The 22,257-nt window shown below is 56.1% G+C and carries 14 protein-coding genes, 1 tRNA gene and 4 pseudogenes; 10 read left to right on the top strand and 9 right to left on the bottom strand.

What is annotated here, in order from left to right; genetic code table 11:
- Positions 1 to 318: 318 nt before the first annotated feature.
- The 4 genes and pseudogenes from ACJ69_RS20790 to ACJ69_RS20775 all read left to right on the top strand — a co-directional run.
- A pseudogene (locus ACJ69_RS20790) lies at positions 319 to 582 on the top strand (histidine kinase); the annotation flags it as partial.
- Between the two features lie 77 nt (positions 583 to 659).
- Positions 660 to 1,583, top strand: coding sequence for an IS5-like element IS903B family transposase (locus ACJ69_RS20785; protein ID WP_001118619.1), 924 nt, complete (start codon positions 660 to 662; stop codon positions 1,581 to 1,583).
- Between the two features lie 56 nt (positions 1,584 to 1,639).
- Positions 1,640 to 3,010 (top strand): annotated as a pseudogene (locus tag ACJ69_RS20780) (ATP-binding protein); the annotation flags it as partial.
- Positions 3,000 to 3,692: a response regulator gene (locus tag ACJ69_RS20775; protein WP_023309148.1), complete on the top strand. Its 693-nt coding sequence runs from the start codon at positions 3,000 to 3,002 to the stop codon at positions 3,690 to 3,692. The pseudogene ACJ69_RS20780 and the gene ACJ69_RS20775, both read left to right, overlap by 11 nt.
- Before the next feature lie 54 nt (positions 3,693 to 3,746).
- Here the strand turns inward: ACJ69_RS20775 and ACJ69_RS20770 are convergent.
- Positions 3,747 to 5,881 (bottom strand): annotated as a pseudogene (locus tag ACJ69_RS20770) (ornithine decarboxylase).
- Between the two features lie 181 nt (positions 5,882 to 6,062).
- Here ACJ69_RS20770 and ACJ69_RS20765 point away from each other — a divergent pair.
- Entirely contained in the window at positions 6,063 to 6,779 is a 717-nt protein-coding gene (locus ACJ69_RS20765; RefSeq protein WP_029740735.1) for a DUF554 domain-containing protein, read from the top strand.
- 95 nt (positions 6,780 to 6,874) lie between these two features.
- Positions 6,875 to 6,950: transfer RNA gene (locus tag ACJ69_RS20760), tRNA-Phe, on the top strand.
- Positions 6,951 to 7,383: 433 nt separating this feature from the next.
- On the opposite strand, the gene ACJ69_RS20755 is transcribed toward ACJ69_RS20760, so the two are convergent.
- The 4 genes from ACJ69_RS20755 to ACJ69_RS20740 form a co-directional block, all read right to left on the bottom strand.
- Entirely contained in the window at positions 7,384 to 8,364 is a 981-nt protein-coding gene (locus ACJ69_RS20755) for an IS5-like element IS5 family transposase (protein WP_000019402.1), read from the bottom strand.
- Positions 8,365 to 8,775: 411 nt separating this feature from the next.
- Positions 8,776 to 9,171 carry a DUF1493 family protein gene (locus ACJ69_RS20750; RefSeq protein ID WP_230478706.1) on the bottom strand — a complete coding sequence of 132 codons (396 nt, stop codon included), beginning with the start codon at positions 9,169 to 9,171 and terminating at the stop codon, positions 8,776 to 8,778.
- Positions 9,172 to 9,298: 127 nt separating this feature from the next.
- Positions 9,299 to 9,996 (bottom strand): IS1-like element IS1A family transposase gene (locus tag ACJ69_RS20745; protein WP_103215986.1). Its coding sequence is split into 2 segments (ribosomal slippage): positions 9,299 to 9,747 and positions 9,747 to 9,996, totalling 699 coding nucleotides; the frame shifts between segments, so codons are not numbered across the junction.
- 107 nt (positions 9,997 to 10,103) lie between these two features.
- Positions 10,104 to 10,631 (bottom strand): helix-turn-helix domain-containing protein, encoded by a 528-nt coding sequence (locus ACJ69_RS20740; protein ID WP_045403948.1) that lies wholly within the window; start codon positions 10,629 to 10,631, stop codon positions 10,104 to 10,106.
- Positions 10,632 to 11,305: 674 nt separating this feature from the next.
- On the opposite strand from ACJ69_RS20740, the gene pgaA reads away from it, so the two are divergent.
- From pgaA to pgaD, 4 genes and pseudogenes are all read left to right on the top strand, one after another.
- Positions 11,306 to 13,744 carry a poly-beta-1,6 N-acetyl-D-glucosamine export porin PgaA gene (gene pgaA / locus ACJ69_RS20735; RefSeq protein WP_059347682.1) on the top strand — a complete coding sequence of 813 codons (2,439 nt, stop codon included), beginning with the start codon at positions 11,306 to 11,308 and terminating at the stop codon, positions 13,742 to 13,744.
- Between the two features lie 8 nt (positions 13,745 to 13,752).
- Entirely contained in the window at positions 13,753 to 15,690 is a 1,938-nt protein-coding gene (gene pgaB, locus ACJ69_RS20730; protein ID WP_059347681.1) for a poly-beta-1,6-N-acetyl-D-glucosamine N-deacetylase PgaB, read from the top strand.
- Complete coding sequence (gene pgaC, locus ACJ69_RS20725; protein WP_059347680.1) at positions 15,683 to 17,011, top strand: poly-beta-1,6-N-acetyl-D-glucosamine synthase; 1,329 nt, start codon at positions 15,683 to 15,685, stop codon at positions 17,009 to 17,011. The genes pgaB and pgaC overlap by 8 nt, the downstream gene beginning before the upstream one ends.
- Positions 17,011 to 17,444 (top strand): annotated as a pseudogene (gene pgaD / locus ACJ69_RS20720) (poly-beta-1,6-N-acetyl-D-glucosamine biosynthesis protein PgaD). The gene pgaC and the pseudogene pgaD overlap by 1 nt, the downstream one beginning before the upstream one ends.
- A gap of 49 nt (positions 17,445 to 17,493) precedes the next feature.
- On the opposite strand, the gene gss reads toward pgaD, so the two are convergent.
- The 4 genes from gss to ACJ69_RS20700 form a co-directional block, all read right to left on the bottom strand.
- The gene (gene gss / locus ACJ69_RS20715; protein WP_059347678.1) at positions 17,494 to 19,356 is read right to left on the bottom strand and encodes a bifunctional glutathionylspermidine amidase/synthase; all 1,863 of its coding nucleotides are present in this window, start codon (positions 19,354 to 19,356) and stop codon (positions 17,494 to 17,496) included.
- Positions 19,357 to 19,467: 111 nt separating this feature from the next.
- On the bottom strand, positions 19,468 to 20,445 hold the full coding sequence (locus ACJ69_RS20710) for an ABC transporter ATP-binding protein (RefSeq protein WP_059347677.1): 978 nt from the start codon (positions 20,443 to 20,445) through the stop codon (positions 19,468 to 19,470).
- Entirely contained in the window at positions 20,442 to 21,419 is a 978-nt protein-coding gene (locus ACJ69_RS20705) for an ABC transporter ATP-binding protein (RefSeq protein WP_059347675.1), read from the bottom strand. Before ACJ69_RS20705 ends, ACJ69_RS20710 begins: the two co-directional genes overlap by 4 nt.
- Positions 21,412 to 22,257: an ABC transporter permease gene (locus ACJ69_RS20700; RefSeq protein WP_029740724.1), complete on the bottom strand. Its 846-nt coding sequence runs from the start codon at positions 22,255 to 22,257 to the stop codon at positions 21,412 to 21,414. The genes ACJ69_RS20705 and ACJ69_RS20700 overlap by 8 nt, the downstream gene beginning before the upstream one ends.

Genomic DNA, 22,257 nt, shown 5'->3' with positions numbered 1-22,257 from the left:
TCAGCTTAGAGTCACAAAGGCTTACTTTATGTGAGGAATGGCATATTAAAAGCGAAGTTTTAATGGCAGCTATGGTTTTAATGGTTTCTTTTATTTAATGTGATTTATACCTTATTTATTGTCGTGGTTTTTATGGTTTCTTTTCCGAATTGAACAAACAAATAACATTTGTTCGTGTAGCCCGAAGCACGGTAGCCTTCAGGATAACTCTTTTACAGCGCCCGCTGTGCAAGGGATCACAAGTTTTCGGCAAAGCGGGCGTCAGCGCGAAAAAAGATGATATATTGGCGATCTTTGCTGCTACCTCGCGTGATAGTTATGAAAGTCTCTTTCCAGATTAAGCTGTTTATTTCGCTGGTTGCCTTTTTCTCAGTGCTTTTCGCGCTGCTGGGCGGATATTATTATGCCGACGTCGGGAAACAGCTTTATCAGGAAATGAGTACGCGTGCCAAAATACAGGCTGAAGAGATTGCGCTTATTCCGACATTGCGTAATGAAGTTGAACAAAAGAATATCTCCGCCATCCATGATTTTATGCAGAAGATTTCTGCGCACAGCGACGCCAGCTTTATTGTGATTGGTGGCTTTGTTGAATAAATCGAACTTTTGCTGAGTTGAAGGATCAGATCACGTATCTTCCCGACAACGCAGACCGTTCCGTGGCAAAGCAAAAGTTCAAAATCACCAACTGGCCCACCTACAATAAAGCCCTCATCAACCGTGGCTCCATAACTTTCTGGCTGGATGATGAAGCTATTCAGGCCTGGTATGAGTCAGCAACACCTTCTTCACGAGGCAGACCTCAGCGCTATTCTGACCTTGCCATCACTACTGTGCTGGTCATTAAACGCGTATTCAGGCTGACCCTGCGGGCTGCGCAGGGCTTTATTGATTCCATTTTTTCTCTGATGAACGTTCCGCTACGCTGCCCGGATTACAGCTGTGTCAGCAGGCGGGCAAAGTCGGTTAATGTCAGTTTCAAAACGCCCACCCGGGGTGAAATCGCACACCTGGTAATTGATTCCACCGGGCTGAAGGTCTTCGGTGAAGGCGAGTGGAAAGTCAAAAAGCATGGCCAGGAACGCCGCCGTATCTGGCGTAAGCTGCATCTCGCCGTTGACAGTAAAACACATGAAATCATCTGCGCTGACCTGTCGCTGAACAACGTTACGGACTCAGAGGCCTTCCCCGGGTTAATCCGGCAAACCCACCGGAAAATCAGGTCAGCCGCCGCCGATGGCGCTTACGATACCCGGCTATGTCACGATGAACTGCGGCGTAAGAAAATCAGCGCGCTTATCCCTCCCCGAAAAGGTGCGGGTTACTGGCCCGGTGAATATGCAGACCGTAACCGTGCAGTGGCTAATCAGCGAATGACCGGGAGTAATGCGCGGTGGAAATGGACAACAGATTACAACCGTCGCTCGATAGCGGAAACGGCGATGTACCGGGTAAAACAGCTGTTCGGGGGTTCACTGACGCTGCGTGACTACGATGGTCAGGTTGCGGAGGCTATGGCCCTGGTACGAGCGCTGAACAAAATGACGAAAGCAGGTATGCCTGAAAGCGTGCGTATTGCCTGAAAACACAACCCGCTACGGGGGAGACTTACCCGAAATCTGATTTATTCAACAAAGCCGTGATTGGTGATAATAAAGGGCAGCATCTTTTTCACTCCGTCTTTGCCGACAGAGTGGGCACAACCCTGGTTGGCGGAGACAATGAAGCCGTATTGCAGGGGAAAAGCACCACCACCATTCGCAAAGGCGGGCTGGGCATTTCGCTACGCAGTAAAGCCCCTATCTTCAACGCTGCCGGACAGGTGGTCGGCATCGTTTCGGTAGGCTATCTCACCAGCTACCTTGATACCATTACCGTCAGTAAAGTGGTCAATATCCTGATTGCCGCCGTGCTGCTGCTGATCGCTCTCTTTATCTTCTCCTGGTTCTTTACCCGCAGCATCAAGAAGCAGATCTTCTCCCTTGAGCCGCGCGAGATAGGCCTGCTGGTGCGCCAGCAGAAGGCGATGATGGAGTCTATTTATGAAGGCGTGATTGCCATTGACGATCGGCGGCGGATTGAAGTCATCAACCAGGCGGCGCGCAAGCTGCTGGGTCTGAGCCAGCCGGCCCGCGAGCTGCGCGGACAGCTGATAAGCCAGGTGATCGATCCGGTCCCGTTCTTCGACACGCAGACGATGCTGGCGAAAGATACCCATGACGAGATTTGCCGTTTTAACGATCTCACGGTGATTGCCAGCCGGGTGCACATCATGCTTGAGGGGGCGCTGCAGGGCTGGGTGATTACCTTCCGCGATCGCAACGAGATCGACTCGCTGAGCGCCCAGCTCAGCCAGGTAAAACGCTATGTCGATAACCTGCGCATTATGCGCCACGAGCAGTTAAACAGGATGACCACCCTCTCCGGCCTGCTGCACATGGGCCGCTACGAGGAAGCGATTGGCTACATTCAGGCGCAGTCGGAGCATGCCCAGGAGCTGCTGGACTTTATCTCTTCGCGCTTCAGTTCCCCGACCCTGTGCGGCCTGCTGCTGGGGAAAGCCGCCCGCGCACGGGAGAAAGGCGTCGAGCTGTGTTTCGACCCGGGCTGTCGGCTGGACAAACCCTTCCTGCCCCTTGGGGAGCAAGAGCTGATTTCAATTATTGGCAACCTGCTGGATAACGCCATCGAAGCGACACAGCGGTCGCCGCTTCCCCACGCGCCGGTAGAAGTGCTGATAAAACTCAGCGAACAGGAGCTGATTATTGAAGTCGCCGACCAGGGCGTTGGCATTACACCGGCGATCCGTGACCGGATCTTTGAACGCGGCATCACCACCAAAACGCGCGGCGATCATGGGATTGGCCTGTATCTGATCGAAAGCTACGTCACACAGGCTGGCGGCGCGATAGAAGTTGCCGATAATACCCCGCGCGGCGCCATTTTCTCCTTGTTTATCCCGGCCACGGGAACCGCCCGGCAACTGGAAGACACCGACTATGCAACATGAACTTATCGACGTACTGATTGTTGAAGACGAGAACGAACTGGCGCAACTGCACGCGGAGCTGATAGGCAAACATCCGCGTCTGAGGCTGGTAGGCATTGCCTCGTCGCTGGCTGCGGCCCAGGCAGAGCTTGAAAGCAAACAGCCGCAGCTGATGCTGCTGGATAACTACCTGCCGGACGGCAAAGGTATCTCGCTTATCAATAACCCCATGCTGGCCCGCGCCAACTGCTCGGTGATTTTTATTACTGCCGCCAGCGATATGGACACCTGCAGCCAGGCGATTCGCAACGGCGCGTTCGACTACATCCTCAAACCCGTCTCCTGGAAGCGGCTCAGCCAGTCGCTGGAGCGGTTCGTGCAGTTTGCAGAACAGCAGCGGGTCTGGAAGATTGTCGACCAGCAGAACGTGGATTCGCTGTATCAGCTCCAGGCGAAAAACTACCGCCTGGACAACGGCAGTAAAGGCATTGAGGAAAATACGCTGGCGCGGGTGCAGACGCTGTTCAACGACAAGGCAACGCACTGCTTTACCGTGGATGAGGTGGTGAGCGAAACGGGGTTAAGCAAAACCACCACCCGGCGCTATCTGGAACACTGTGTAGAGGCGGGTTTTCTGACGGTGGAGATGCTGTACGGCAAGATTGGGCATCCGAGGAGGATGTACAAGCGTAGTGCGGTTTGATGAAACGTTCCCTCTCCCTGTGGGAGAGGGTTAGGGTGAGGGCAACAGCCCGCACTATCTTAATACATACCCATACAGCCGCTTAATCCCGTCGGCATCCTTCTCGCTGTAAACCCCCTGCAGCTCCGGCGAGAAGCCCGGCAGCAGGTTGACGCCCTCCTCCAGCGCCAGGAAGTAACGCTGTGCCGCCCCGCCCCAGACCTCACCCGGCACCACGCACAGCACGCCTGGCGGATAGGGCAGCGCCCCTTCGGCAGCAATGCGCCCTGCGGCATCCCGTATGCGAACCAGCTCCACGTCACCGCGAATATAGGCCCGGTTTGCATCCTGCGGGTTCATCACCACCTCCGGCAGGCTCTCCTTGCGGAACATCGCCTTCTGCAGATCCTTTACGTCAAAGCTGACGTAGAGATCGTGCATCTCCTGACACAGCTGGCGGAGGGTGTAATCCCGGTAGCGCACCGGGTATTTCTGGAAGATCGTCGGCAGCACGTCCGCCAGCGGCGTGTCGTCTTCAATATGCTGTTCAAACTGGCCCAGCATCGCCACCAGCTGCGCCAGCTTCTCGCTGCTTTCGGCAGGCGTCAGCAGGAACAGGATCGAGTTGAGGTCGCATTTCTCCGGCACGATGCCGTTTTCGCGCAGGTAGTGCGCCAGAATCGTCGCCGGGATCCCGAAATCCGTGTACTCCCCGGTTTCAGCATCGATACCCGGCGTGGTCAGCAGGAGCTTGCACGGGTCGACAAAGTACTGCTCGCGGGCATAGCCCTCAAACCCGTGCCATTTAGCCCGGGCTCAAAGCTGAAGAAGCGCAGCTCGCTGGCGATGGCGTGAGTCGGATGATCCTGCCACGGCCGGCCCGCCACCACCGGCGGGATAAACGGTTTGATCATATGGCAATTCGCAATGATTGCCTTGCGCGCCTCAATCCCCAGCTCGACGCACTCCGCCCACAGCCTGCGTCCGCTTTCCCCTTCGTGGATCTTGGCATTCACATCCAGCGCGGCGAACAGCGGATAAAACGGGCTGGTGGAGGCGTGCAGCATAAACGCATTGTTCAGCCGCTTGTGCGGGCAGAAACGCGCCTGACCGCGAATGTGGTTATCCTTTTTATGGATCTGCGACGTTTGCGAGAACCCGGCCTGCTGTTTGTGCACCGACTGGGTCACGAAAATCCCCGGATCGTTCTCGTTCAATTCCAGCAAGAGCGGGGACGTTTCCGCCATCATAGGAATAAACTGCTCGTAGCCCACCCATGCGGAGTCAAAGAGGATGTAGTCGCACAGATGACCGATCTTGTCGATCACCTGGCGGGCGTTGTAGATCGTCCCGTCGTAGGTGCCAAGCTGAATGATCGCCAGGCGGAACGGACGCGCCTCGTCGGCCTTTTCCGGCGCCGCCTCACGGATAAGATCCCGCAGATAGGCATCGTCAAAGCAGTGATCGTCAATTCCGCCAATAAAGCCAAACGGATTACGCGCGGCCTCAAGATAAACCGGCGTGGCGCCCGCCTGGATCAGCGCCCCGTGGTGGTTAGATTTGTGGTTATTGCGGTCGAACAGCACCAGGTCGCCGCGGGTCAGCAGCGCGTTGGTCACCACCTTGTTTGCCGCTGACGTGCCGTTCAGCACGAAGTAGGTTTTGTCCGCATTGAACACTTTTGCCGCGAACTTTTGCGCGTGTTTGGCGGACCCTTCGTGGATCAGCAGATCGCCCAGCTTCACGTCGGCGTTGCACATGTCGGCGCGAAACACGTTCTCACCGAAGAAATCATAGAACTGTCGCCCTGCCGGATGCTTTTTGAAAAAGGCCCCGTGCTGGTGGCCCGGACAGGCGAAAGTGCTGTTGCCCATTTCCACATACTGGCTCAGGGTGTCGAAAAAGGGCGGCAGCAGGTTCTCTTCGTAGCGGCTGGCAGCGCTCTCCAATTCCAGAAACTCCTGAGCTTTACCCGATATAACCGCGCTGGCGCCGTCAGGTACGTCCGTTGGCTCCTGCGAGAAAATAAACACCGGTAGCTGAAAGCCCGTGCGTTTCAGCAGTGCAAGAATGCCGCTGCGACTTTCAGCTGTTGTGATGACCACGGCCGCCACATCGGTAAAATCAGTGCTGTCCAGCGTCACCTTTTCGCGGTGCGTAGACACGGTGGAAAGCAGCTCGCGGCTGACGGCAATTTTCATGGTTTTCATAGGCGCAGTTACCCTCACCGGGCGGTGAGACAGGGAGGAGAAAATTCGCGCAATAATGTCACCTTTTATTTTGAGGTGCAAGAAGGAATCAGTATGCACGAAATCAACCAAAGCTAAGGCCCGCGCAGCCCTGACGTGCCATAATAATGCAATATCAATGATTAAATAACAGGAGTTAACTTTGGTTATCGGGCCATTTATTAATGCAGGCGCCGTATTGCTGGGCGGCGTACTCGGCGCCGTGCTGAGCCAGCGGTTGCCGGAGCGTATTCGCACCTCCATGCCCTCGATATTCGGCCTGGCATCGTTAGGGATCGGTATTCTTTTAGTCATCAAATGCGCCAACCTGCCGGTGATGGTGCTGGCCACCCTGCTCGGCGCGCTGATTGGCGAGTTCTGCTATCTGGAAAAAGGCATTAACAGCGCGGTGAGTAAAGCCAAAAACCTGATTGCCCGACCGGGCGGCAAGGCGAAACACGGTACGCACGAGTCGTTTATTCAGAACTACGTCGCCATCATCATTCTGTTTTGCGCCAGCGGCACCGGGATTTTCGGTTCAATGCAGGAGGGAATGACGGGCGACCCAAGCATTTTGATTGCGAAGGCGTTTCTTGATTTCTTTACGGCCACTATTTTTGCCACCACGCTCGGCATTGCCGTTGCCGCGATTTGCGTGCCGATGCTGCTAATTCAGCTGGCACTCGCCACCTGCGCCACGTTGATTCTCCCGCTCACCACGCCGGCGATGATGGCAGACTTTACCGCCGTCGGCGGCCTGCTGCTGCTGGCTACCGGGCTGCGCATCTGTGGGATTAAGATGTTTGCCGTGGTGAACATGCTGCCCGCACTGCTGCTCGCCATGCCGCTCTCCGCGCTCTGGACGCACTTTTTCGCTTAAGGATGCGGCAAAATGGTGAGAGATTGCGCAGTCTGTAACGAAAACAACATTTTTCGTTGACGGCAGGGGGCAGATCGGGTTTAATGCGCCCCGTTGCCCGGATAGCTCAGTCGGTAGAGCAGGGGATTGAAAATCCCCGTGTCCTTGGTTCGATTCCGAGTCCGGGCACCACTATTTAGAAAACCCAGCCTATGGCTGGGTTTTTGCTATATGGCTACGGCCGATTTCTGGGCGCTGATAAGCGTGGCTTTAAAGCAGGCACGCTTACGCTAATAGCCCGGTAAGTTAATACAGGCGGTGGCTCTTTTTTATCACTTAATTTTGCCGGATAAATTGCTGACCTGATTTGAAAGGTTGTCGTTGCTCCGCTTCATGTCATCAAGGCTTCTTTGCAATCGCTCGATCTTACTCTCCTGCTCAGAATTCTTTCTCTCAAGCTGTAAAACCTTCTGAGTTAGGGAAGGTGCGAATAAGCGGGGAAATTCTTCTCGGCTGACTCAGTCATTTCATTTCTTCATGTTTGAGCCGATTTTTTCTCCCGTAAATGCCTTGAATCAGCCTATTTAGACCGTTTCTTCGCCATTTAAGGTGTTATCCCCAGTTTTTAGTGAGATCTCTCCCACTGACGTATCATTTGGTCCGCCCGAAACAGGTTGGCCAGCGTGAATAACATCGCCAGTTGGTTATCGTTTTTCAGCAACCCCTTGTATCTGGCTTTCACGAAGCCGAACTGTCGCTTGATGATGCGAAATGGGTGCTCCACCTTGGCCCGGATGCTGGCTTTCATGTATTCGATGTTGATGGCCGTTTTGTTCTTGCGTGGATGCTGTTTCAAGGTTCTTACCTTGCCGGGGCGCTCGGCGATCAGCCAGTCCACATCCACCTCGGCCAGCTCCTCGCGCTGTGGCGCCCCTTGGTAGCCGGCATCGGCTGAGACAAATTGCTCCTCTCCATGCAGCAGATTACCCAGCTGATTGAGGTCATGCTCGTTGGCCGCGGTGGTGACTAGGCTGTGGGTCAGGCCACTCTTGGCATCGACACCAATGTGGGCCTTCATGCCAAAGTGCCACTGATTGCCTTTCTTGGTCTGATGCATCTCCGGATCGCGTTGCTGCTCTTTGTTCTTGGTCGAGCTGGGTGCCTCAATGATGGTGGCATCGACCAAGGTGCCTTGAGTCATCATGACGCCTGCTTCGGCCAGCCAGCGATTGATGGTCTTGAACAATTGGCGGGCCAGTTGATGCTGCTCCAGCAGGTGGCGGAAATTCATGATGGTGGTGCGGTCCGGCAAGGCGCTATCCAGGGATAACCGGGCAAACAGACGCATGGAGGCGATTTCGTACAGAGCATCTTCCATCGCGCCATCGCTCAGGTTGTACCAATGCTGCATGCAGTGAATGCGTAGCATGGTTTCCAGCGGATAAGGTCGCCGGCCATTACCAGCCTTGGGGTAAAACGGCTCGATGACTTCCACCATGTTTTGCCATGGCAGAATCTGCTCCATGCGGGACAAGAAAATCTCTTTTCTGGTCTGACGGCGCTTACTGCTGAATTCACTGTCGGCGAAGGTAAGTTGATGACTCATGATGAACCCTGTTCCATGGCTCCAGATGACAAACATGATCTCATATCAGGGACTTGTTCGCACCTTCCTTAGCTCATCGACTTTGCGGATGTCGGACTTCATCTTACTCAGGCTATTCTGCATCTCCTGTAGATCCGACTCCCTGAAATCAGAAGGCTCGATTTCATCTGCATCAGAAATTACCGGGATATATCCTCTATTACCGCTGCTGGGTTTGATACTAACCTGAACTTTATTTTACCCCGCAGAGTGCGCGTAACCTATTGAAGAAAAATAAAAAAAAGAAACAACACACAGACCAGACAGATATTTATTCATTTCTAACGTCCTTTTAAATTTTCAATCACTTCCAGGAGTCTCCTTCTGGTATCACCCGCTCAGGATAAAACACATGGCTTAGCCTCTGGCAGTTCATAAACGGGGTTGAAGAGCAGAAGATACCATTCGTTTTTCATTATAATACGCGTTTCCTCTCCCCCAAAATCCAACCGCCACCCGCTCATTTTCTGCCACCTTACATCCGCCGGTAGATAGCGGTTTGTACTGCCGATCGCGGAATTTTTTTCTGAGCCGAAACTGAAACCAAAACAGCTCCGGTTCAAAATAATGGTCCATCACAAAGTTGCTGTACTCAATTCCGTACCGGATGAAAAGGTCAAGCAGCATGTCCTCAAGATCTTCAGGTATGAGATTGAAATGCTCCTGGAAGGTCCATTCTTTCTTTGCCGGAGATTTACGGTCACTGTAATTCTCAGTGAGGTAATCTAACAATTCTTGCTCATCATGTAGCATCAGAAAAATTTCCAACCAGTCTCTTCAACCATGTCCATTACATCGTCCTTTCTCTCGTTTTGAGCCAGAGTAAATCCATAGGTAAAACAAGGATGTCGTCACCGTCCAGTTTTCTTAAAACTCAGAAGGTAATGACTCCAAATTATTGATAGTGTTTTATGTTCAGATAATGCCCGATGACTTTATCATGCAGCTCCACCGATTTTGAGAACGACAGCGACTTCCGTCCCAGCCGTGCCAGGTGCTGCCTCAGATTCAGGTTATGCCGCTCAATTCGCTGCGTATATCGCTTGCTGATTACGTGCAGCTTTCCCTTCAGGCGGGATTCATACAGCGGCCAGCCATCCGTCATCCATATCACCACGTCAAAGGGTGACAGCAGGCTCATAAGACGCCCCAGCGTCGCCATAGTGCGTTCACCGAATACGTGCGCAACAACCGTCTTCCGGAGCCTGTCATACGCGTAAAACAGCCAGCGCTGGCGCGATTTAGCCCCGACGTAGCCCCACTGTTCGTCCATTTCCGCGCAGACGATGACGTCACTGCCCGGCTGTATGCGCGAGGTTACCGACTGCGGCCTGAGTTTTTTAAGTGACGTAAAATCGTGTTGAGGCCAACGCCCATAATGCGGGCGGTTGCCCGGCATCCAACGCCATTCATGGCCATATCAATGATTTTCTGGTGCGTACCGGGTTGAGAGGCGGTGTATGTGAACTGTAACTGCCATGTTTTACGGCAGTGAGAGCAGAGATAGCGCTGATGTCCGGCAGTACTTTTACCGTTACGCACCACCCCGTCAGTAGCTGAACAGGAGGGACAGCTGATAGAAACAGAAGCCACTGGAGCACCTCAAAAACACCATCATACACTAAATCAGTAAGTTGGCAGCATCACCAACTCAGAATACCGCCCGCAAGTCAGTTCTATGCTTTTGGTTTCTCCCCAACCTAGGGATCGTTCCCACCTGCGTCCAGCAGTTTGTTTTTAAAGATAAACAAACACGCCTCGTTGAAGTTCTCCGCCCCCAGGCGTTCCGAGAGTGCCGTTCGTTTGCGATAGAGGCTTTTCACCGACGTATTCAGCTCATCGGCGATGGCTTCCATCGGCATCCCTGCCCGCAGCAACCGCAGCATGATCGCTTCGTGCGTGCTAAGCCGTAAATTAAGCAGCCACTTCGTGGTCAGGCGCCTGCCCTTCATATTGAGCACCAGATTAAACAGCGAGGCCATATCCGGCGCGGTGAGCGACGTGTTCATAAATAACTTCATACTGAGCAGATTCTCCTCGCGGTGTCGCATATCAAGCATAACGCAGCAGATTGTTTTTTTCGTTCTGGCCGGATGGCGTATCAGGTAATCATATAAACGGAGCGGAGAACGGCTATCAATCAATACAGAATATTCATCTGCACCGTTATCAAATATGTTTCTGTCAATCGAGTCGAGCAGGATAATATCTGGAAAAAATATCCGCATCCCTCTGACAAGGTAGCGATCCTGAGTCACTAAAACAATTGAAGTTGCCACTAACCATCCCTTTTAGATTAAAGCAAGCACGATCCCTCGCAAAGAAGGCCGCCTTCGTTTTATAGCGCTGTTATATTAACGATAAATGTATTCCGGCTTTGGATATCCCTCAATACAGACATTGATGAGCAAGACTTCCTGTAGACTATCATTCAATGGCTGCCATTAATTATAAATAAAAAACAATCGCAGAAAAGTCACTTCTCTAAACATTAAGAGTTTTTGTCATGAAACTTCCCAAACATGCACCAGAAAGTACTTTAATTGAAGCAGGCAAACCCCATTGAAAATATATACAGAGCTGTCACAACAAAAAATAAAACTTATAAATTTCAACAATTTAAAAATAAACACCTAATTCAATAAAAACGTCACAAAGCGCTCTATCCAGAATTATCTCAAAACTACACACCGGCTTTTCAACATATTTATCCGGCAACATATCAGGTGTACATTAGCTTTCACCCAGTCCACTGAGATAAGGATCCATAATTACCTTTAGGTAAGTACCCCGTAACATCACTGCATTCAGATTTAATGTTCTCATTTATGGCCTTTAACCCCTGAGTTTAAAGGCGGCCGTGTTATGCAATGGATTCATGATAAACAAATGGCAAATAGATATGGAAAGTTCACTTCGCTTCAATACGTTATTCTTTTATCGCACCCCAACATTATTGTTTCTGTTATTCCTCTTTCCTGTTCTGGCTCAGGGGACTGAATCCGTTTATGAGCAACAGATTCAACAGGCGCGTAACGGTAATTACACGCCGTTTCTCGATTATCTTCAGCGTTATCAGCAGCAGCATGCCCTGACGCCAGAAAACGTTGCGGACTGGTTACAGGTTGCAGCCTGGGCGGGTCATGATGACGAGGTTATTCAGGTCTGGCAGCGTTACGGCATTTATATGCCGCTGCCCGCCCGCGGCGTTGCTGCCGTCGCGCAGTCCTGGCGGAATAAAAAAGCGTGGCAGCCGGCCCTGGCGCGCTGGAAAGAGGCGCGTAGCCTTGCGCCGGATAACGACGATTATCGTATCGGCTACATCAAAACCCTGGCCGATGCCCGCATGGACACGCTTGCCCTACAGGAAGCCCGACGGCTGGTGGCGGAAAATCCCTCTCAGGCGCATCTTCAGACGCTCTCGTATGTCTGGTTACGCCAGGGAAAAAGCTGGGATCGGCTGCTGGCAGACACCCGCGCGCTAAATGTCGCTCCTGAGAATAAAGCGCTCCTCAGCGAGCTGATCGACGCGCTTACGGATAACCGGGTGAATACCCCCGCGCTCCAGCTTTCACAAAGCGTGACGGTGTCTCCCGCGGAGCGTCGTCGTCTTGAGCGTAATGCCGCCGCCGAACGGGTTCGCCTTGCCGATGTGCCCGGCAGAACAGAAAAGGAGCGCCTGCAGCTTGCGCAATCTGCGCTGAATCGTTACTACGCCCTGCTTGCTCGCTGGCAAAACGAACCGCAGGCGGCGGAAGACGTCGTCCTTGCGCGTATCGACAGGCTTGGCGCGCTGTACGCCCGTGCTGATTACCCACAGGTGATTAGCGAATATCAGGATCTTACGGCAGCCCAGCATCCGGTGCCGGGCTGGGCAATCGGCTGGGTCATCTCCGCGTATCTGCAGGAGCAAAACGCGGCCGCCGCCTACGCGCTTCTGCAACGCTACCCGCAATACGCTTCCGACCCTGAGGACGAGGAGCACGCGCTTTTCTACGCCTGGCTGGATACGGGACAGTATCAGTCCGCCCGCCAGTACGTAGAGCGCCAGACCCGCGACGTCCCCTGGACCCGCTACGATTTCGGCTCCCCTACCCCTCAGCCGAACGACAGGTGGCTTACCGGACAGTCGCTCCGCTTTAACTATTTGCTGGCGACGAATGCCCTGCCGGAAGCCGAAACGCTGGTGCACCGTCTGGCGACAACGGCGCCGGGCAATCAGGGATTACAGATTGACTACGCCACCCTGCTTCAGGCGCGGGGCCTGCCGCGCGCGGCCGAGCAAAAGCTGAAAAAGGCGGAGGCGCTGGAGCCGTCCAACACAGAGCTAGAGCAACAGCAGGCCTACGTCGCGATGGATCTGCAGGAGTGGCGACAGATGGATTTACTGGCCGACGACGTGCTGGCTCGCGCGCCCAACGATCGCAGCGCCAGGCGTCTCGACAGGCTCAGAACGGTCCACCACATGTCCGAACTGCGCCTCAACGCGAGCAAGGGTTTGCACTCGGATAGCCCCGTCAGCGGGACGCACGACCTGAGCTGGGACGCCACGCTCTATGGCCCACCCGTAGCGGATAGCTGGCGGCTGTTTGCAGGCACCCGCTACGCGCAGAGTAATTTCGATGAGGGCAAAGGCACCAGCCGCCACCTTTTGGGCGGCGTCGAGTGGCGGCCACGCGACCTCCAGCTCGAAGCCGAGCTTTCCAGCAACCGCTATCACGGTGAAAACAAGCCGGGCGCTCGCCTCGCAACAACGTACTTTGTGACCGATAGCTGGCAGGTCAGCGGCAGCCTGGAACGCCTGTCGCGCACCACGCCCCTTCGGGCGTTACGCAACGGAATTAGCGCCAATCGGGGTGAAGGCGAGGTGCGCTGGTATCAAAACGAGCGGCGTGAGTACCAGTTCAGCGCCGCCCTTAGCCGCTTCTCCGATCGTAACCGTCGCCAGGAATACATCCTCACTGGCAAGGAGCGTCTCTGGCAGGCCCCCTCCCTGACGCTGGATCTCGAGCCGGGGATCGCCGCCAGCAAAAACAGCCTGCGGGACACGCTCTACTACAACCCGGCGCGGGATCTGTCCGTGACGGCGGCCCTGGCCGTTGACCATGAGATGTACCGCCATTACGACACCCTCTGGAGCCAGCAGTTTGTGGCAGGAGGCGGCAGCTACTGGCAGAAAAATCAGTCCGCAGGCGCCATCGCCCTGCTGGGTTACGGACAGCGCGTTCAGTGGAACAACGTTATTGATACCGGCGTGATGCTGAACTGGGATAAACGCCCTTACGACGGCAAACGCGAGAGCAACCTCTCCGTCACGTTTGACGCGACTTTACGCTTTTAAGGATGAATATGCTGAACACACGTTTTTCCGTGAGCCTGATACTCCTCGGCTGGCTCTGCCTCAGCGCGAGCGTCTGCGCGCAGGCGATCTCGTTCATTGCGCCCAAAGATCGGCCGCAGCTGGAGGCGAGTAAACCCTGGCCGGAGAACCAGTTTCTGGTCCTGGCCTACCACGACGTCGAAGACGATGCCGCCGATCAACGCTATCTCTCCGTTCGCACCAGCGCGTTAAACGAGCAGATAAGCTGGCTTCTGCACAACGGCTACCACGCCATCAGCGTACAGGACATTCTTGACGCGCATGACGGGAAAAAAACGCTGCCGCCAAAAGCCGTTCTGCTCAGCTTTGACGACGGCTACAGCAGCTTTTACACCCGCGTCTGGCCGCTGCTTCAGGCGTGGAACGTTCCTGCGCTGTGGGCGCCGGTGGGCAGTTGGGTGGATACGCCGGCAAATCAAAAAGTTAACTTCGGCGGTCTGATGACGCCCCGGGATCGCTTCGCAACGTGGGACATGGTGCGCGAGCTTAGCCAGTCCCCGCTGATTGAGATCGGATCGCATACCTGGGCCTCGCATTACGGCATTCCGGCCAACCCGCAGGGCAGCCGGGAACCGGCGATCGCCAACCGCTTTTATGACAAAGCGACGGGTAGCTATGAAACCGACCAGCAGTTCAGCCAGCGGATCGGCGATGACGTTCGCAAAGTGACTGAAAAAATCACGCAGGTGACGGGCAAAGCGCCGCGCGCCTGGGTCTGGCCCTACGGCGCCGCCAGCGGTACGTCGCTCGCTATCGCCAGACAGCAGGGTTACCGGCTGGCCTTTACCCTCGAGGACGGGCTGGGGAACGTGCAGGATCTGGGCAACATCCCCCGCCTGCTGATCGCCGGGAATCCCTCTCTCAAGGCGTTTGCCAGTACGGTCAGCCAGGTTCAGGAGCGCGATCCCGTGCGCGTCATGCACGTCGATCTCGACTACGTTTACGATCCCGATCCTGCCCAGCAGACCCAAAACATCAACAGGCTGATCCAGCGGGTCTACGACATGAAGATCAGCCATGTTTTCCTGCAGGCGTTTGCCGACCCGCAGGGCGACGGCAGGATCAAGGCGCTCTATTTCCCCAACCGTCGTCTGCCGGTCCGGGCAGATCTTTTTAATTTTGTCGCCTGGCAGCTGCAAACCCGCGCGGGCGTGAAAGTCTTCGCGTGGATGCCGGTGCTCTCGTTCGATCTCGATCCTTCCCTGCCGCGCGTGCAGCGCCGGGATCGTCAAACCGGCGAGCTGCGCGAAGCCACCGAGCCCTACATCCGGCTTTCCCCGTGGGACCCGCAGGTGCGCCAGCAGGTGACGGACATCTATGAAGATCTGGCCCGCTATGCCAGCTTCAACGGGATTTTGTTCCATGACGATGCGGCGCTGACGGACGTGGATGATGCCGGTCAGAGCACCACGCGCCAGAAAAGCCAGACGCTTATCGGGTTTACCCACGCCCTGAGCCTGGCGGTGAAGCATATCCGTGGCCCGCAGATAAAAACCGCCCGCAATATGTTCGCCTTACCCATTCTGCAGCCCGAAAGCGAAGCGTGGTTTGCGCAGAATCTTGATGATTTCCTGGCGGAGTATGACTGGACGGTGCCGATGGCCATGCCGCTGATGGAGTCCGTTCCGGCAGACGAGAGCGATGCCTGGCTGACGCGTCTGGTTAAAGCGGTCGCCGCACGCCCCGGCGCGCTCGATAAAACGATTTTCGAGCTGCAGGCCAGGGACTGGGACCAGAAACCGCAGCGCGCCGTTGCCGATAGCCAACTTGCGCAGTGGATGCGCGTGCTCCAGCTGAACGGCATTAAAAACTACGGTTACTACCCCGACGACTTTCTCAACAATCAACCTGATATCTCACGCATCAGGCCTGAATTTTCTTCGTACTGGTATCCTGACAATGACTGATCGCATTATCGCCTTCTCTATTTTATGTCTGGTATTCGGGTTGCCGTTAGGCGTGGCCGCCCTCTTTACCGGCGAACTGATTCTGGATTTTGTGTTCTTCTGGCCGCTGTTCATGTCGGTGCTTTGGATCACCGGCGGCCTCTATTTCTGGTTTCAGCTTGAACGCCACTGGTCTTGGGATAAAGACACGCCCGCCCCGACGCTCGCCGGTGAACCGCTCATCTCCATTCTTATCCCCTGTTTCAACGAGGGAAGGAATGCCCGGGAGACCATCAGCGCCGCGCTGGATCAGCGGTATGAAAATATAGAAGTTATTGCCATCAACGACGGATCTTCTGACAACACCGCGCAGGTGCTGCAGGAGCTGGCGCAGGAACAGCCGCGCCTGCGGGTGATTAACCTCGCGGAAAACCAGGGGAAAGCGCTGGCGCTCAAAGCCGGAGCCGCGGCGGCGCGGGGCGATCTGCTGGTCTGCATTGACGGCGACGCCCTGCTCGATCGCGATACCGCCGCTTATCTGGTGGCCCCGCTGATTCAGTACCCCCACGTCGGGGCGGTTACCGGGAACCCGCGCATTCGCACGCGCTCCACGCTGATTGGCCGCATTCAGGTGGGCGAGTTCTCTTCCATTATTGGGCTCATCAAGCGGACGCAGCGGATCTATGGCCGGGTCTTTACCGTCTCCGGCGTCATCGCCGCGTTTCGCCGACAGGCGCTGGCGGACGTCGGGTACTGGAGCCCGGACATGATCACCGAAGACATCGACATCAGCTGGAAGCTTCAGCTGCGCCACTGGGATATCTTTTTTGAGCCGCGGGCGCTGTGCTGGATCCTGATGCCAGAGACGCTGAGAGGCCTGTGGAAACAGCGTCTGCGCTGGGCCCAGGGGGGCGCGGAGGTGTTTCTGGTCAACCTCCGCAGGATTGTGCGCTGGGAGCATCACCGCATGTGGCCGCTGTTTCTGGAGTACGCGCTGTCAACGCTGTGGGCCTTCGCGTACGCGATGACGGTGCTGCTGTTCCTCCTCAGTCAGGTTGCGCCTGTTCCCGCCAGGCTGACCGTGGAGAGCCTTTTTCCACCGGAGTTTACCGGGCTGCTGCTGGGCGTGATGTGCCTGCTGCAGTTCCTGGTCAGCTTGTACATCGAGCGGCGCTATGAACGAAAAGTGGCCAGCTCGCTTTTCTGGGTGATCTGGTTCCCGATGGTGTACTGGATGATTGGCCTGTTCACCACCCTCGTCGCATTTCCAAAAGTCATGCTTAAACGTCAGCGCGCCCGCGCGCGCTGGATCAGTCCGGATCGGGGAAAAGGGAGCATTTAATGAACGAAAATACCTTAATTTTGACCGAGCATCGGCTCTTGCCGCGTCTTTTCGATGCCGCGTTAACGCTGGCGGCGTGGGGAGGATTTCTGTTTTTCCTGTACGCCCGGCTGTGGATGCAGCTAACCGATGAGAGCGACCACCGCTGGAGCGTGATTATCGCGTCCTTTAATACGGTGTTGATCTACTTGCTGTTTGCCGCGCTCAACGGCTGGCTGCTGATTTTATGGTACCAGTACAACCGGCTGGCGCCCACGTGATGCGGCGCCAGCCGGGCTATTTTCACCAGGAGGAGCTGGCCCGCAGCTTTAATGTTTCACCGCAGATCATCTCCGAGATGAGCCAGTACAACCTGCTGACGGTGTACCACGATCAGATTGGCCGCATCATCGATCTGAAGATCAACGAGCAGCAGGAAGAGGAAGAACAGTAACGAAAAGCCCCGCAGAATACCCTGCGGGGGCTTTTATGGCGGGTGTGAACTACTTATCTTTAACCACAATCAGCGGCTCGATATCGCTCTCTTTTTTCACCACCAGCGAGTCATCGCCGCGCAGACAGGTTCCGCCGTAGTTTCCGCCCACGGTGAAGGTGCAGACCTGTATGTACTTGCCGTCAACCTTCGGCAGGCACCACAGCTGCTGGTAGATATTCTTACGGTCGACAAACTTGCCGCTGGATTTATCCAGCAGTTCGTCCTGGGCGCTGATGAGATCGATATTGCTGCCGCAGCGTCCGGCAATCGGCTTGACGGCATAGCCGGTCTGCTTCAGCAGTTCGTTAACCTCAAAATCGGTGTCGAGCAGGTAGCGGTGGTTCGGGAACAGCTGCCACAGGACCGGAAGAATCGCCTTGTTGCCGGGAATCACGGTCCACAGCGGTTCGAAGACCAGCACCTCCGGGCGCAGCAGGACGTCAATCAGTCGCACCTCGCCCTCGGGATGTCCGGTGCGGATCGGCACGGCGGCGTATTCGGTTTCGCTGACCTCGCGGATCTGCTCTATCGCCGTTTCCCACGCCCAGGTTTTCCACACGCAGTTGACGTGGCGACCTTCGTCGTCAATCAGCTGCCCGGCGGCATCCCAGCTGAGCGCCTCCAGCCCGTGCAGGATTTTGGTCTCGAACCCGGCCTGCATCAGCGAACGCTGAATAAAGAGCGCGTGATAGTCCTCTTCGACATCGTTGTCCTGCATGATGTGCACAAACGGCCGCGCGTGGCTGTGCTTCCAGGCGCCGGTCAGCTCTTCCAGCAGCCCTTCCGCCGGGTTATGCCCGTTGCCGCGATAGCCGTTTTTCACCCACTCTTCGAGAATCAGCCCGCCCTCGGTATGGCAGGACGCGGAGTCGGCGTTGTACTCGTAGACCTTAATGCCGCGCTCATCCATGCAGAAATCCATACGACCGGTGATCATATGGTGGCGACGCCACTGCCAGGAGAGGCGCAGGCGCGGCCAGAGGATTTTCGGGATGTCGAAAAGCGCCAGCAGGCTGTCGTCTTTCAGCACCTTGTCCGTCGCGTGCAGGTACATCAGGTGCAGTTCGTTGGTGGCCTTGATCAGCTCCTGCTCGGCGCTTTCGGTAATGGTGAAGTACTGGCAGGGATCTTTGTTGATCACATGGCCGTTGGCGCGGATATACGCCTGCTGCAGCGCGTCATTTTCGTTAAGCCATTTTCCGTCGAACTGACGCTTGTTTTTCAGCCGCGCGCCGCTGATTTTCAGCAGTTCGCCGTCGATTTCCGGCTGGGGAATGCTGTGTTCCGCGTCGTCGGTCTGGATCATCCAGCCGAGGATCTCCGTGTCGTTGAAGGTGTCATGGATCGTGTAACACCCGTTCTCCACGCTCAGACGCAGCTCGCGCGTCCACTGCTGCCCGAGCGGCAGCGGGGAGTGAATCACGTTCTGCTCCGCAATACGCACCTTATCGTCCAGAAGCTGGGTGATCACCGCCACGTGGCCGGTCTCGTGAAACTCGCCGCCCTTTTGCCAGATCAGCAGCGCTCCGGCGCGCGGCGCGCGTTTTGAACCGTTGGCAAAGGCCTGAAGGGGCAGAATGTTATCGTTCACCACCTGACGCAAAAAGCGCAGGGAGAAGATTTCCCACGCCATGCCGACGTCGGTAAACACAAAGCCATAGTTGAGAAACAGGAAACGGCGGGCAAACTCAACGCACTGCCACTTGTGGCCCATGTATTCGTTGCCGATATAGCTGCGGAAATCCGCGTCTTCCGGGTAGCTGCGCGGGTCCAGACTGCCGTAATTTGAAGAGTAAATCGCCACGCCACCGGGCGCATAGCCTAACAATGTCCCGAATGGCGCATCACTGCTTAACTTTCCTTTACGCATGTATCCAACCTAAAACAGGCAGGCGGCAATTTTTTTAAAGGTTGTCGTCGTCTGCACGTTGTAATTAACCTGACAGAGGGACATTTATCATACACCTGCGCAGCGCATTAACTACATGTTAAACAACCAGCACGCCGCGAAATGCCCTGGCGCAATCTCCTGCATGGCTGGCTCCTGAGTCTGGCAAACCGGCATCGCGTGCGGGCAGCGGCTGCAGAACTTACAGCCCGGCAGCGCGGACGTGGGGCCAGGAATGTCGCCGCGCAGGGTGGCGTCTTCGAGATTGCGGATGCGCGGATCGGGCTGGGGAACCGCCGCCAGCAGCGCGCGGGTGTAAGGATGCGCCGGACGCTGATACAGTTCATTCGCCGGGGCTACCTCCACCAGTTTACCGAGATACATCACCCCAATGCGGCTGGAGATATGCCGCACCATGGAGAGATCGTGGGCGATGAACAGATAGGTTAGCCCCAGCTCCTGCTGCAGATCCTGCAGAATATTCACCACCTGCGCCTGCACCGAGACGTCCAGCGCCGAGAGCGGCTCATCGCACAGCACAAATTCAGGATGCACGGACAACGCGCGGGCAATACTGATGCGCTGACGCTGGCCGCCGCTGAACTCATGCGGGAACCGTTCAAGGTGTTCGTGCTTGAGCCCCACTTTGTAGAGCAGCGTTTCCGTACGTTCCCGCTGTTCTTCGCGGCTGTAGCCGTGGATCTGCATCGGTTCGGCCACCAGCTGTCGCACCGTCATTCCGGGGTTGAGCGAGGAGTAAGGATCCTGAAAAATCGCCTGCATCCGCTTACGCAGCGGCTTGAGCTCTTTTTCACGGGCGTGGGCAATCGCCTGCCCGGCAAAGTGGATCTCGCCAGAGGTAATATCGAAAAGGCGCAGGATGGCGCGCCCAAGGGTGGATTTTCCGCAGCCGGACTCCCCCACCAGGCCAAACGTTTCGCCGGGCTGGATATCAAAGCTCACGCCGTCAACCGCCTTCACGGCCACGCCTTTACGCAGCAAACCGCCGTTGAGCGGATAGTGCTTGCGCAGATCGCGAACGCTCACTAATGGCGCCTGTTGTTCACTCATACCTGAATCTCCTTATCGGCCCATAGCCAGCAGGCGGCGCGATGGCCCTCTCCTGCAGCGTAAAATGCGGGCTGGCGTTCACACTGGGGCATGCGCTTCGGGCAGCGTTCCGCGAACGGACAGCCCGGCGGCGGGTTAAGCAGGCCGGGCGGCGAACCTTCAATGGGCGATAAACGCTGATTCACCTCATCCGGACGCGGCAGCGAGGCCAGCAGCCCCTGGGTGTAAGGATGCGCAGGGCGATAAAAAATGTCCTCCACGCTCCCCTCTTCCATCACCAGCCCGCCGTACATCACCACCACGCGGCTGCAGACCTGCGCCACCACGCCGAGATCGTGGGTGATCAGCAGAATCGCGGTCCGGGTCTGCTGCTGCAGACTTTTTAGCAGGCGCAGGATCTGCGCCTGAATGGTCACGTCCAGCGCGGTGGTCGGCTCATCGGCAATAAGAAGCTTCGGATTGCAGGAGAGCGCAATCGCGATCATCACCCTCTGGCGCATCCCGCCGCTGAACTCGTGGGGATACTGGTCGTATCGCCGTTCCGCCTCGGCAATGCCCACCTGTTCCAGCATGACGATGGCCGCCGCTTTGGCCGCTTTTTTGCTGAGTCCTTTGTTGCGCATCAGGATCTCAGCCATCTGCTTGCCGATGGTCAACACCGGGTTCAGGGCGGTCATCGGATCCTGAAAAATCATCGCGATCTCGTTGCCGCGAATGGCGCGCATCTGCGCGGGCGTTTTCTGCGCCAGGTCCTCATTCTGGAAGCGGATGCTGCCGCCGGTTATCCGTCCGTTGCTCCCCAGAAGCTGGATAATCGACTTGCAGGTGACGCTTTTCCCGCAGCCCGACTCGCCGACGATGCCGACAAGTTCCCCCGGCTGAACCTGAAAGCTCACGCCGCGCACCGCGTGAACCTCGCCCTCGCGGGTGCGGAACGTGGTTTGCAGGTTCTCAAGCGCTAATAGGTTATTCATCGCGATTCGCTCCCGGCTCAAAGGCGGTACGGAACACATCGCCCAGCACGTTAAAGCTGAACACCGTCAGCAGGATCAGAATGCCGGGGAACATCGCCAGCCACGACGCTTCGCCAATATAAGACTGGGCGTTGTTAAGCATGCTTCCCCACGACGCCGCGGGCGCCTGCACGCCCAGCCCTAAAAAGCTCAGGGTTGACTCCATCAGAATGGCCGAGGCGATATTGAGCGTGGCCGCCACGATAATGGTCGGCAGCACGCCGGGAATGATGTGGCGCGCGATAATGCGCAGCGGATGCTCTCCCGACGCGCGGGCATAAAGCACGTACTCGCGCTCTTTCACCGACAGGGTTTCAGCACGCACCAGACGCGACATGTTCATCCACGTCAGAAGGCTGATAATCAGAATGATGTTATCCACGCCCGGCTTGAGGTAAGCATTCACTACCAGCAGCAGGAAGAAGGCCGGAATGGCCATCAGGATATCCACGGCGCGCATCATCAGGTTATCCAGCCAGCCGCCAAAATAGCCGCTCACCGTTCCCACTACCGTGCCGATCAGCGTGGAAAAGAGCATCGCCAGAAAACCGACCATCAGGGAGATCTGGCCGCCATACAGCGCGCGGGTGAAGTAGTCGCGGCCGTATTCGTCGGTGCCGAACCAGTGCGCGGCATCCGGCGGCAACGTGCGCGCGCCGAGCGCCATCCGATCCGGATCGTACGGGCTTAAGCCCGCACAGAGCGCGGCGACAACGAAAATAAAAAGCACAAACAGAGAGAACTGCGCCGGACGGTTGCGGCGCAGCTGGTGACGAACCTGCTGCCAGCGTCTGCTCAT

Source organism: Enterobacter asburiae, from assembly GCF_001521715.1.
GTDB lineage: Bacteria > Pseudomonadota > Gammaproteobacteria > Enterobacterales > Enterobacteriaceae > Enterobacter > Enterobacter asburiae.
Note: the sequence above shows the minus strand (reverse complement) of the source record. Positions and strands in the feature narration are given on the sequence as shown.

Bases quoted from the DNA above. Each gene is read 5' to 3' on its own strand.
- ACJ69_RS20775 (WP_023309148.1), top strand. From the start codon at position 3,000: ATGCAACATGAACTTATCGACGTACTGATTGTTGAAGACGAGAACGAA.
- ACJ69_RS20755 (WP_000019402.1), bottom strand. From the start codon at position 8,364: ATGAGTCATCAACTTACCTTCGCCGACAGTGAATTCAGCAGTAAGCGC.
- ACJ69_RS20740 (WP_045403948.1), bottom strand. From the start codon at position 10,631: ATGCGGATATTTTTTCCAGATATTATCCTGCTCGACTCGATTGACAGA.
- pgaA (WP_059347682.1), top strand. From the start codon at position 11,306: ATGGAAAGTTCACTTCGCTTCAATACGTTATTCTTTTATCGCACCCCA.
- pgaB (WP_059347681.1), top strand. From the start codon at position 13,753: ATGCTGAACACACGTTTTTCCGTGAGCCTGATACTCCTCGGCTGGCTC.
- pgaC (WP_059347680.1), top strand. From the start codon at position 15,683: ATGACTGATCGCATTATCGCCTTCTCTATTTTATGTCTGGTATTCGGG.
- gss (WP_059347678.1), bottom strand. From the start codon at position 19,356: ATGCGTAAAGGAAAGTTAAGCAGTGATGCGCCATTCGGGACATTGTTA.
- ACJ69_RS20710 (WP_059347677.1), bottom strand. From the start codon at position 20,445: ATGAGTGAACAACAGGCGCCATTAGTGAGCGTTCGCGATCTGCGCAAG.
- ACJ69_RS20705 (WP_059347675.1), bottom strand. From the start codon at position 21,419: ATGAATAACCTATTAGCGCTTGAGAACCTGCAAACCACGTTCCGCACC.
- ACJ69_RS20700 (WP_029740724.1), bottom strand. From the start codon at position 22,257: ATGAGCAGACGCTGGCAGCAGGTTCGTCACCAGCTGCGCCGCAACCGT.